9 protein-coding genes are annotated in these 11,754 nt (G+C 33.8%); 5 read left to right on the forward strand and 4 right to left on the reverse strand.

Features of this window, described 5'->3' with window-relative positions; translation table 11 throughout:
* The first annotated feature begins 4 nt into the window (after window positions 1–4).
* Window positions 5–2,413 carry a M20/M25/M40 family metallo-hydrolase gene (locus tag AAGV28_RS11430; RefSeq protein ID WP_373406942.1) on the forward strand — a complete coding sequence of 803 codons (2,409 nt, stop codon included), beginning with the start codon at window positions 5–7 and terminating at the stop codon, window positions 2,411–2,413.
* 80 nt (window positions 2,414–2,493) lie between these two features.
* Window positions 2,494–3,123 (forward strand): MCP four helix bundle domain-containing protein, encoded by a 630-nt coding sequence (locus AAGV28_RS11435; RefSeq protein WP_373406943.1) that lies wholly within the window; start codon window positions 2,494–2,496, stop codon window positions 3,121–3,123.
* A 197-nt stretch (window positions 3,124–3,320) separates the two neighbouring features.
* On the opposite strand, the gene radA is transcribed toward AAGV28_RS11435, so the two are convergent.
* The 4 genes from radA to panC form a co-directional block, all read right to left on the reverse strand.
* Window positions 3,321–4,682: a DNA repair protein RadA gene (gene radA / locus AAGV28_RS11440; protein WP_373406944.1), complete on the reverse strand. Its 1,362-nt coding sequence runs from the start codon at window positions 4,680–4,682 to the stop codon at window positions 3,321–3,323.
* A 2-nt stretch (window positions 4,683–4,684) separates the two neighbouring features.
* A complete protein-coding gene (locus AAGV28_RS11445; RefSeq protein WP_373406945.1) occupies window positions 4,685–5,824 on the reverse strand; it encodes an alpha/beta hydrolase-fold protein in 1,140 nt (379 codons plus the stop codon).
* Between the two features lie 139 nt (window positions 5,825–5,963).
* Window positions 5,964–6,314: an aspartate 1-decarboxylase gene (gene panD, locus AAGV28_RS11450; RefSeq protein ID WP_373406946.1), complete on the reverse strand. Its 351-nt coding sequence runs from the start codon at window positions 6,312–6,314 to the stop codon at window positions 5,964–5,966.
* Window positions 6,315–6,328: 14 nt separating this feature from the next.
* On the reverse strand, window positions 6,329–7,207 hold the full coding sequence (gene panC, locus AAGV28_RS11455) for a pantoate--beta-alanine ligase (protein WP_373406947.1): 879 nt from the start codon (window positions 7,205–7,207) through the stop codon (window positions 6,329–6,331).
* 79 nt (window positions 7,208–7,286) lie between these two features.
* Between panC and AAGV28_RS11460 the strand changes: the two genes are divergently transcribed.
* Genes AAGV28_RS11460 through glmS form a run of 3 tightly spaced genes read left to right on the forward strand, consistent with a single transcriptional unit; the run spans window position 7,287 to window position 11,622 of the window.
* On the forward strand, window positions 7,287–8,090 hold the full coding sequence (locus AAGV28_RS11460; RefSeq protein WP_373406948.1) for a glycogen/starch synthase: 804 nt from the start codon (window positions 7,287–7,289) through the stop codon (window positions 8,088–8,090).
* 20 nt (window positions 8,091–8,110) lie between these two features.
* Window positions 8,111–9,766 (forward strand): DUF4270 domain-containing protein, encoded by a 1,656-nt coding sequence (locus AAGV28_RS11465; RefSeq protein WP_373406949.1) that lies wholly within the window; start codon window positions 8,111–8,113, stop codon window positions 9,764–9,766.
* Window positions 9,767–9,777: 11 nt separating this feature from the next.
* Window positions 9,778–11,622: a glutamine--fructose-6-phosphate transaminase (isomerizing) gene (gene glmS, locus AAGV28_RS11470; RefSeq protein ID WP_373406950.1), complete on the forward strand. Its 1,845-nt coding sequence runs from the start codon at window positions 9,778–9,780 to the stop codon at window positions 11,620–11,622.
* Window positions 11,623–11,754 lie beyond the last annotated feature (132 nt).

Consider the following 11,754-nt stretch of genomic DNA (forward strand, 5'->3'; position numbering starts at 1 on the left):
TAAGATGAAAAAAGATTTTCCTTCCATTTTTTCAGTGCTGTTTTTTATAGCTGTTTTAACTTTTGTTTATTTCAGTATGATGCCGCGATGGGCTGTTGATGATGATAAACCACTTGCAGAATTTTCGACCAAAAGAGCTTTGATTCACATCAAAACAATCAGTCAAAAACCGCATTATGTAGGTTCTGAAAACCACAGTCAAGTCGCTAATTATTTAAGGTATGAATTAACAAAACTCGGATTGGAAACCCGTTTTCAAGAGGGATATACCTTAACCGATTGGGGAAATTTGGTCAAATCTAAAAATATCTTGGCTCGAATAAAAGGAAGCCAAAACGGAAAAGCCTTATTATTACTTTCGCATTATGATAGTGCACCACATTCAGCTTCTCCTGGAGCCAGTGATGATGCCGCTGGAATCGCTACCATATTAGAAGGCGTACGTGCTTTTTTGCATAATAAAACCTCGCATAAAAATGACATCATTATTTTATTTACTGATGCCGAAGAATTGGGACTCAATGGTGCAGCGCTTTTTGTAACCCAACATCAATGGGCAAAAGAAATAGGTTTAGCACTTAATTTTGAAGCACGAGGAACATCGGGACCAAGTTATATGTTGATGGAAACCAATAATGGAAATGCAGGAATGGTTAAAAATTTCGCTACCGCAAATCCAACTTTTACAGTTTCTAATTCGTTAATGTACAGCATTTACAAAATGTTGCCTAATGATACCGATTTGACTGTTTTTAGAGAACAAGGCAGTATTCAAGGTTTTAATTTTGCTTTTATTGATGGGCATTACAATTACCACACCGCTCAGGACGATGTACACCATTTAGATGTTAATTCGGTAGCGCATCAAGGTTCTTATTTGATGCCTTTGTTGCATTATTTTTCCAATGCCGATTTGAATAGTACAGCAGCAATGGAGGATTATGTTTATTTTTCGATTCCTTTTAGTTTCATCAGCTATCCTTTTAGTTGGGTAGTTCCAATGTTGATTATTGCTTTTTCGTTGTTTTTTTTCTTTATCTTTTTAGGAATTGCCAAAAAAATAGTAACCGTCCCGAGAATGTTACAGGGTTTTATTCCGTTTTTGGGTTCGTTATTTTCTGCAGGATTGATTACTTTTTTAGGTTGGAAAATTATAGTAGCAATTTATCCGCAATACAATGATTTGCTCAATGGTTTCACCTATAACGGACACGCTTACATAGCTGCTTTTGTGTTGTTGAGCCTTGCTGTTTGTTTTGGGTTTTATCGCTTTTTTACACCCAATAAAATTAGTGCCAATCATTTTGTAGCTCCATTATTCATTTGGTTATTAATCAATGCTGGAATTGCTTTTAGCATGCAAGGTGCTGGATTTTTAATTATTCCGGTGTATTTCGGGATTTTTGCATTTGGGTTTTATATCCTCACTCAAAAGTACAGCCCCATTTTAAACTTAATTTTAAGTATTCCCGCTTTGTTAATTATTGCTCCTTTTATTCAAATGTTTCCAATAGGTCTTGGATTAAAAATATTGTTTGGGAGTGCTATTCTTACTGCTTTGTGTTTTGGATTGCTGTTGCCTACTTTGGGAAATTTTGTCCAAAAAGGAAGTTGGTCTATTCTCTTCTTATTGGCTTCGATCGGTTTTTTTACCAAAGCACATTTGGAATCCGATTACGAGAAAGGAAAAGCAAAATCAAACAGTTTAGTCTATCTTTTGGATGTCGATACAAATTCTGCACAATGGTTAACTTATGATAGAAATCTGGATTCTTGGACGAAAAGTTATTTAGGAGAAAACCCAACAACTCCCAAAGGTCTAGAAGCAGTGCCGCTTTTCAGTAAATACGATTCCGAATTTACTTTTGCTGCAAAAGCACCAATAAAAAACATTCCACAGCCTACAATTGATTTCTTAACTGATAGCATTTCGGACAATCAAAGGTATTTGAAGATTCGCATTTCGCCTAATCGAAAAGTCAATCGCTATGATATTTTTGCAAATGAAAAAATGCAGCTTTACAACATTAAGGTAAATGGCGTTACTCATTTGGAACAAAAAGGAAAAATTTTCGAAAGAGAGGGCAAAAAACTACTGAGTTATTATGTAGTTGATAATGATCCGCTGGTTTTAGAATTTAACATCAATGCAGCCACGGTTTTTGATATGCAATTATTAGAAAGTTCGTTTGATTTGATGCAAAATCCTTTGTTTAAAATGATCCAAAGAGCCGATTGGATGATGCCAACGCCTTTTGTGTTGAATGATGCGGTAGCAATCAAAAAAACAATCAAACCCAGTCCTAGAGTTGTTCCAGAACCTAAAGTTGATGTTGTAACACCTAAACCGAATGCTAGAAGCCGGTTTAAAAAGCCCATTAAAATTGCTGTTGATAGCACGAAAGTAGAGTGACAAACTACTTTTGCACTGTTTAATTAATCTTTTTTAAATTAAAAAGAAAGAGGTATCTTTCCTAATTAATTTATCTGATTATGAGAGATATAAATACGATTAATAGTAAAACAAAAGCGGCGGCGGTATTGATTTTAGTAACTATTTTGCTTTTGATAAGCAATTATTTCATTGGTTTGAATTCTAAAAAAACCAACGAAAATATGAAAGCCATTTATAATGACAGATTAATGGTGAGTCATTATATTTTTCAGTATACTAATGCAATTCATCAAATAAAAACACATATAATTGAAGCTAATCCCAGTGGTTTTGAAAAGCAAAATTTTGTTTCAAAACGGTTGGAAAACACCAATACTATTGACAAAAAGTATTTAGCAACTATTTTAACTGCTGAAGAAAAAAAACAATTTAAGAATTTCCAAAATCAATGTGTTGCGATGCAAGTGGCGAATCAAAAAAAAGATTGGAAAGAACTAACCCAATTAATTGAGCAAAGTTTAGAAACGTTAGAAATATTAGCTCAAATTCAAATTGATGAAGGTAAAACAGCATTCACTACAGCTAACGCCTTGCATAATGGAAACAAGATTTTTGCTCAATTTGAGATTGCTTTATTCATTATTTTAGCTTGTCTTTCGGCTTATTTATTAGTGCTGAAAAAGATGAAAATAAAAATAAAAATCCCCGAAGCACCCAGTATGAATTAATTGTCTACTGTTTTATTGTGTTTATAATTTTGAATTGTCTCCAGCTTCAGCTGGAGGACAAAAGAAGTCAATATCGGATGGCTTTAGCCGAAAGTTTCTGTTTTGGCTAAAGCCTTTTAAATAATCTCTTATTTTATTCCTCCAGCTGAAGCTGGAGGCAATTTATTATTCAGATTTCTATATAATGTTCTGATTTTCTACCCAAAAAGCATACTCGCTACATCTTCAATTTTAGCAACTAATTCGATTTTAATTCCAGTGTTTTTCAAGGCTATTTTATTGTATTTGGATACAAAAATGGTTGAAAATCCTAGTTTTTCGGCTTCCTGAATGCGTTGGTCTACACGGTTTACTGGACGAATTTCCCCTGAAAGTCCGACTTCGCCAGCAAAGCAAAAATCCTTATTTACAGGAATGTCTTCATTCGAAGATAAAATAGCGGCTACTACGGCCAAGTCAATTGCGGGATCATCAACTGAAATTCCTCCGGTTACGTTCAAGAAAACGTCTTTGGCTCCCAGCCTAAAACCCGCTCTTTTTTCCAAAACCGCTAAAATCATATTCAGTCTTTTAGCATTATAACCTGTAGTGCTGCGTTGTGGTGTTCCATAAACCGCAGTGCTGACTAAGGATTGAATTTCAATCATCAACGGGCGCATACCTTCAAGTGTGCTGGCAATGGCAGTTCCAGATAATTCTTCGTCTTTGTGCGAAATCAATATTTCTGATGGGTTAGAAACCTCTCTTAATCCGCTGCCTAACATTTCATAGATTCCAATTTCTGCAGTAGAACCAAAACGGTTTTTTAGTGAGCGTAAAATGCGATACACATGGTTTCGGTCGCCTTCAAATTGCAAAACGGTATCGACCATGTGTTCCAGAATTTTTGGTCCGGCAATATTTCCGTCTTTGGTAATGTGACCAATTAAAATCACAGGAATATTGGTTTCTTTGGCAAACTTAATTAACTCGGCAGTAGTTTCTCTAATTTGAGAAATACTTCCCGCTGTCGATTCGATATAATCAGTATGCAGCGTTTGAATCGAATCGATAATCACGATTTCGGGCTTAATAGCTTCAATTTGTTTAAAGATATTTTGTGTTTTAGTTTCTGTCAGAATGTAGCAATTATCACTACTTGGCGTAATTCTTTCGGCACGCATTTTTATTTGTTTCTGACTTTCCTCGCCCGAAACATATAAGGTTTTGTAGGGTAGTTTTAATGAAATTTGGAGTAAAAGTGTACTTTTTCCAATTCCTGGTTCACCGCCCAAAAGTATAAGAGATCCTGGAACAATTCCGCCTCCCAAAACGCGATTCAATTCGTTGTCAGTAGTGTCCATTCGGATTTCCTGAGTCGAATCAATTTCGTTTATTTTTAAAGGTTTTGGAGCTCTGCTGCTTGGTGTTGGTTCACTTTTCCAAGCTACTTTATCTTGTTTTTGAATGATTTCTTCGGCAATGGTGTTCCATTCTTTGCAGGCGTTGCATTGACCTTGCCATTTGGCATAAGATGTTCCGCAACTCTGGCAGAAAAAAGAGGTTTTAACTTTTGACATTATTATTTAACAGTTAAGCTTTTCATATCATCGTACTTATTGTACATCATTTCTTTGGTCAAATCGCCAATTTCTTCTAATTGTGAAGCACGTTGGTATTTGTTAGCGGCTTTTTTTGTATCACCTGTTTTTTCATACATTAATCCCAATTCGTAATCAGCAAGCATTGATTTTGGATAATTTTTACTGGCAATTTGAGCTAGTTTTTCAAGTTCATCGTAGGCTTTGTTTTTTAAAATAGCAGCTTCGATGGCCTTAAAATCATTGATTCGAACAGGGATGTTTAAGCCTAATTTTTCGTTTGTGTTGTCGTATTTCTTAATCAAATAATCCACATAACCAGATGGTAAAACCACAATTTTTTCGGTAAATTCAGTGGAAGAAATAGGTTTATAGCTATCGAAAATTTGGTACAAAGCATTTGGAATCGAATATAGAACTAGAGAATAATGCGAGGCATTGTTGAAATTGTCGTATTTGTAATTGACTAACGGATTCGTTATCAATTTTATGTTGCTGTCCAGCTCTTCTATTGGTACTCGTAATTGTTTGATGTCTCCATCGGCAGAGGATTGATAGTAGAATACGTTTTTTTTGGTATTGGTTAAACTCGTAGCAATTTGGTTTTCCATGCCGGGAGCGAGTTCAGGACTCAATGAAATATAGGCATTAAAAAACGAATTTTCTTTGTAAAGAAAGAAATTTAAAAAACCTGCAGTGGTGTCATGTCCGGCAATAATTCGAAAAGGAGCCACACGATATTTTTTTTCGATAAAAGGTATCAATTCTTCGCCAATAAAGTTGTAAAACGCGGCAGATTTTTTTGTTGGTGTGCCCTCAATTTCATCAAAACCACAGTCGTCCATTCGGCTGTTTTTTTGTTTGATTCCTATAATAATGGTTTCTGGTAAGTCGTCCCAATATTCGCCATATTCTAATGCGCCTTGAAAGGGTTCGAATAAATAATCTCCATCTAATAATAATAAGATAGGATATCTTTTGGTTGGATTGCTTTCGTAAGAAGAAGGCAGGCTTACTATTACTTCTCGTGTTTCTCCCAGTTTGGTAGATTTGATTAATTCAGTAGTTTTTTGAGCAAATAATGAAATGGAAAAAAAGAATAAAAGTAGTGTTTGTTTCATGATTTGGGTGTTTTAAAAATTGAATTCTAAATGGAATAGCAAGATACTAATTTTTAACCAAAGTAAGATATAGCCTAAAAACAAGAAGCGCTTCTTTTAAGGAAACGCTTCAATTATTTGATGTTTTTTAAAGGCTAATTTAGGTCAGTGAATTGTCATTTTCATTTGGAAAAATAATCCACGGTTGGAAGGTTTTAGCTTCTTCGAAGTCAATAGTTGCATAAGAAATGATAATGATAATATCGTCTCTTTGTACTTTTCTGGCTGCTGGACCATTTAGTGTAATTTCGCCTGAATTTCTTATTCCTTTTATTGCATAAGTGTCAAAACGTTCTCCATTGTTGATGTTAACAATAGATACTTTTTCTCCTTCAATAATATTTGAGGCTTCTAATAAGGCTTCGTCTATGGTGATGCTGCCTATATAATTTAAATCGGCTCCTGTTACTTTTACCCGATGAATTTTTGATTTTAATACTTGAATTTGCATGGCACAAAAGTAAATTATTTTAGTGAAATGGTATCAATCAATCGGATATTATTAACAAATACGGCTATAAATGCACGATAATTTTTATCTTTTGATTGTTCGGTACAAGTGGTAAGGGTTTCTTCATCAGCGATTTCAAAGTATTCTAAATCAAAAATACTATTGGAGTTAAATACTTCGTTTACCCATTGTTTTACTTCATTACAATTATGGGTTTTGAATTTTTCTTTCGCTTCAACTAAGGTTTGGTATATGATGGAAGCTTGTTCTCTTTCGGAAGCAGATAAGCGTTCGTTTCTAGAACTCATGGCTAATCCGTTAGATTCTCTGAAAATTTCACAACCAATAATATTTACTGCCAAATGATTTTTGAAAACCATTTTTTTTACAATTTGCAATTGTTGAAAGTCTTTTTCTCCAAAATAAGCATTGGTTGGCGAAACAATTTCAAACAGACGTTTTACAATTGTTCCTACTCCGTTAAAATGTCCAGGTCTGAATTTGCCTTCCATTTGATTTTCTAATCCGTCAAAATCAAAATCCTGCGATACTACTTTTCCTTCGTAAATATCATCTACTTGGGGTGCGTAAATAATTATATTTGCATTTAAATTGAAAATCTTTTGAGTATCTTCTTCTAAGGTTCTTGGGTATTTTTTTAAATCTTCAGTATTGTTAAATTGAGTAGGATTGACAAAAATACTAACTACAGTATTGTTGTTTTCTGCTAGTGATTGTTGCATTAGCGAGAGGTGTCCCTGGTGTAATGCACCCATTGTTGGAACAAAGCCAATAGTGGAATTTGGAGTTTTAAAGGAATCTAAAAATTCGATTAAAGCTGCTTTTCCATGGAAAATAGGCATGATTATTTTATTAAAATTAAATGCAAACATAATATATTAGTTAATAACTGCATAAAATTTTGTAATTTTGCGTGGTTTTTATTACCAACTAAACTAAGCAATTTATAATATGAAAGATAAGAGGATATTATACGTATCATCTGAAGTGGTGCCCTATTTGGCTGAAAATGAGGTTTCTTTAATGTCTTACGATGTTCCTAAGATGATAAATGATCAGGGAGGACAGATTAGAATTTTTATGCCAAGATATGGAAATATCAATGAAAGAAGACACCAGTTGCATGAAGTAATTCGACTATCTGGAATGAATTTGGTAGTAAATGATTTAGATATGCCTTTGATAATTAAGGTAGCATCCATCCCAAAAGAAAGAATTCAGGTTTATTTTATTGATAATGATGAATATTTTAAGCGAAAAGCCACCTTTGCTGATGAAGACGGGGTAATGTATCCTGATAATGACGAAAGGGCAATCTTTTTTGCAAAAGGAGTGGTTGAAACGGTGAAAAAATTAAATTGGGTACCTGATATTATTCATGTTCATGGCTGGATGGCAGCAATGTTGCCTGTGTATATGAAACATTTTTATAAAAACGAAGCCTTGTTTTCTGAAACTAAGATAGTTACTTCGGTATATGGACAGTCTTTTGATGGAACTTTAGATGTTGAAATGATGAATAAAGTAAAGCTTGATGGTGTGCCACAAGATGCTATTGAAATGCTTTCGACACCAGATTATGAGAATATTATCAAGTCAACCATAATGCATTCTGATGCTGTAATTGTTGCTTCTCCAAATGTTAGTTCAAGTTTAACAAAATTTATTGAAACTTCAGGGAAACCTTTTTTACCTTTCGTCGCTAAAGATGCTTTCGCAGAAGCGTATAGCAATTTTTATAGAGAAATGCTTTAACCTCACTTTTATTATTAAATATGCGCAATAATTCTTTTTTTAAGATCATTCTAATAGCAATAACTGTCGTTTTTTTTACATCCTGTGATAAGGATTTTAATACCATTGGAGGTGATTTAATTGGAAATGAACATTTTGGTTTAGTAAATTCTAACTATAATGTGATTTCTTATAATCAAAAAATAGGTCCTATTCAGTCTAATAATTTGCCTGTAAATGCCTTAGGTGTTTATGAAGATGCGGTTTTTGGAACAACTGAAGCTAGTTTTGCTACTCAGGTTATTTTGTCTCCATCAAACCCAGTTTCAGTAAATCCAGTTATTGGTAAAAACCCAGTAATAGAAAGTGTGATTTTAAATATTCCTTATTTTAGTACTGTAACTAAAACAGATCCAACTAGTGGTGAAAGTACCTATAGATTAGATTCTATTTATGGACCTGAAAAATCAAAAATAAAATTAAGTGTTTATGAGTCGGGATATTTTATGAGGGATTTGGATCCCTTGACTGGTTTTTTAGAGCCTCAAAAATTCTATACCGATCAGGCTGACGATTTTAATAATCTGATAGCATCAGCACGTTTGAATAATGATACGGATGTGTCTCAAAATGATGCTTTTTTCTTTAACCCTGACGAGCGCAAAGAAACTACTACAGTTGACGAAAAAGAAACCGTTACAAGATTTGCACCTGCCATGCGTTTGTTTTTAAACAAAGATTATTTTAAAACAAAAATAATTGATGCTGCTAAAAAAATTGATGGTACTGATCCAGGAAAATTAACAACTAATGATGTTTTTAAAAACTTTTTTAGAGGTTTGTATTTTAAAGTAGAAAAATCAGGTTCTAATATAGGTCAAATGGCCATGATGAATTTTAAAGGAGGAACTATTACAATAAAATACAAAGAAGATTCTTCTGCAACGGAAGGGGAAAGAGTAGAGAAATCTATAGTACTTAATTTAACTGGAAACACAGTAAATTTGTTGTCAAATACAAATGCTACAGATTATACAAATGCAACTAATCCAAGTGTTATTGATACTATTTCCGGAGATACAAAATTATATTTAAAAGGAGGCGAAGGGGCTATGGCTGTTTTAAATCTTTTTGGTAAAACAGATGTCAGAGGCTATGATGAGGATGGGAAACCAACTGTTGGTTCTAATAATGTTCCAGATGAATTAGACGATCTAAGAAATCCTACAGATAAGAAAAAATTATTGATCAATGAAGCTAATCTTATTTTTCATGTTGATGGAGCTGTAATGGGTACAAATAAGTTGCCAAACAGAATGTATCTTTATGATTTGAAGAATCATAGGCCAATATTGGATTATGTAGCTGATGGAGCTGGATTGTTGGTTTATGGAGGTGTTTTGAACGCGACTAAAGTGGATGATAAAACCTATAAATTTAGAATTACTAATCATATTAGAAATTTAATTAATAATAAAGATTCCACCAATGTAAAATTGGGAGTTGTTGTCACTGCGGATATTAATAATAGCGCAATGAATATATTGCGATTGCCATTAAAGGAGGGAACGACTTTGACAAGAGCACCTCAAGCATCAGTAATGAGTCCAATGGGTGTTGTACTCCATGGAGGAACAGCAAATGTTCCTGAAGATAAAAGATTGAAATTAGAAATTTATTACACAAAACCGAATTAATATAAAATTATATGTGTGGAATAGTTGGTTATATAGGTCACAGAGAGGCATATCCTATTGTCATTAAGGGATTGAAAAGACTAGAGTATCGAGGATATGATAGTGCTGGTGTAATGATTTATGATGGTACAATTAAAGTTTGTAAAACCAAAGGGAAGGTAGTTGGACTTGAGGAGCTTGCTTCAAAAGAGATTGCAACAAATGGAACTATAGGAATAGGTCATACAAGATGGGCAACTCACGGTGTTCCTAATGATGTAAATTCGCATCCTCATCTTTCAAATTCGGGTGAGATAGCAATAGTTCATAATGGTATTATAGAAAATTACGCTCCATTAAAAGAAGAGTTAATCAAGCGTGGTTATGTTTTTCATTCCGATACTGATACTGAAGTATTGGTAAATTTGATTGAAGAAGTTCAGAAAAAAGAAAAATTAAAAATAGGAAAGGCAGTTCAGTTGGCATTAAATCAAGTGGTTGGTGCTTATGCTATTGCAGTTTTCGATAATAAAAATCCTGACGAAATTGTAGCCGCACGTTTGGGAAGTCCATTAGCAATTGGTGTTGGAGAAGGGGAATATTTTATTGCTTCTGATGCTTCGCCTTTTATAGAGTACACCTCTAATGCTGTTTATCTTGAAGACGGAGAAATGGCTAATATTAGCTTAAACAAGTCGATTAAGATTAGAAAAATTAAAGATGATAGTTTAGTTGATCCTTATATACAAGAACTTCAAATGAATTTGGAGCAAATTGAAAAAGGTGGTTTTGATCACTTTATGCTAAAAGAAATCTATGAGCAGCCTAGTGTTATAAAGGATACCTATAGAGGAAGATTACATGCTGATAAAGGGATTATTCAAATGTCTGGTGTTGAAGATCATTTAGAGAAATTCTTAAATGCTGATAGAATAATTATTGTGGCTTGCGGTACTTCATGGCACGCAGGTTTAGTGGCAGAATATATTATTGAGGAGTTTGCTCGTATTTCGGTAGAGGTAGAGTATGCTTCTGAGTTTAGATATAGAAACCCGATTATCAATAAAAATGATGTGGTTATTGCTATTTCACAATCAGGTGAAACGGCTGATACTATGGCAGCTATTAAATTAGCTAAAGAGCATGGTGCTTTTGTTTTTGGTGTTTGTAATGTGGTTGGTTCTTCTATTTCTAGAGAGTCGCATGCGGGTGCTTACACTCATGCAGGTCCAGAAATCGGAGTGGCTTCTACTAAAGCATTCACAACTCAAATTACAGTGTTGACCATGTTAGCTTTGCGTTTAGCAAAAGCAAAAGGAACATTATCTCATTCTGATTTCCACCGATATTTGTTGGAATTAGAGTTGATTCCTGAAAAAGTGAAAGAAGCTTTAGGAACTATTGAAACAGCAAAAGAAATCGCTGCTAAATTCAAGGATGCACCTAACTGTTTGTATTTAGGTCGTGGATATAATTTCCCAGTAGCTTTAGAAGGAGCTTTGAAATTAAAAGAGATATCCTATATTCATGCAGAAGGTTATCCTGCTGCCGAAATGAAACACGGGCCAATTGCTTTGATTGACGAACAAATGCCTGTTGTGGTAATTGCTCCAAAACAAGGTCATTATGATAAAATAGTAAGTAATATTCAAGAAATTAAGTCCAGAAGCGGTAAAATTATTGCTGTAGTTACTAAAGGAGATACTCAAGTGAGAGAATTAGCCGATTATGTTATCGAAATTCCAGAAACTTCAGATGCTTTATCGCCTTTGATTACTACTATTCCGTTGCAATTGTTATCGTATTATATTGCAGTGTATAGAGAATGTAATGTAGATCAACCTCGTAACTTGGCTAAATCAGTAACAGTAGAATAATTTTTTTATTTTAGTTTATATAAGAAAGCAAGGCAAATCGCCTTGCTTTTTTTATGGAAATTTTTTAAAATTCAATCAATTTATTAAAAATTGAATTTACCGATACCTTTTTTGTTAAATTGTTATTTTTAT

The sequence above is a fragment of the Flavobacterium zubiriense genome, from assembly GCF_041729725.1.
In the GTDB taxonomy this organism is placed as follows: Bacteria; Bacteroidota; Bacteroidia; order Flavobacteriales; family Flavobacteriaceae; genus Flavobacterium; species Flavobacterium zubiriense.

Excerpts from the sequence above, each read along its gene's own strand:
- panD (WP_373406946.1), bottom strand. The coding sequence starts at position 6,314 with ATGCAAATTCAAGTATTAAAATCAAAAATTCATCGGGTAAAAGTAACA.
- panC (WP_373406947.1), bottom strand. The coding sequence starts at position 7,207 with ATGTTTGCATTTAATTTTAATAAAATAATCATGCCTATTTTCCATGGA.
- AAGV28_RS11430 (WP_373406942.1), top strand. The coding sequence starts at position 5 with ATGAAAAAAGATTTTCCTTCCATTTTTTCAGTGCTGTTTTTTATAGCT.
- AAGV28_RS11445 (WP_373406945.1), bottom strand. The coding sequence starts at position 5,824 with ATGAAACAAACACTACTTTTATTCTTTTTTTCCATTTCATTATTTGCT.
- AAGV28_RS11465 (WP_373406949.1), top strand. The coding sequence starts at position 8,111 with ATGCGCAATAATTCTTTTTTTAAGATCATTCTAATAGCAATAACTGTC.
- AAGV28_RS11435 (WP_373406943.1), top strand. The coding sequence starts at position 2,494 with ATGAGAGATATAAATACGATTAATAGTAAAACAAAAGCGGCGGCGGTA.
- AAGV28_RS11460 (WP_373406948.1), top strand. The coding sequence starts at position 7,287 with ATGAAAGATAAGAGGATATTATACGTATCATCTGAAGTGGTGCCCTAT.
- glmS (WP_373406950.1), top strand. The coding sequence starts at position 9,778 with ATGTGTGGAATAGTTGGTTATATAGGTCACAGAGAGGCATATCCTATT.
- radA (WP_373406944.1), bottom strand. The coding sequence starts at position 4,682 with ATGTCAAAAGTTAAAACCTCTTTTTTCTGCCAGAGTTGCGGAACATCT.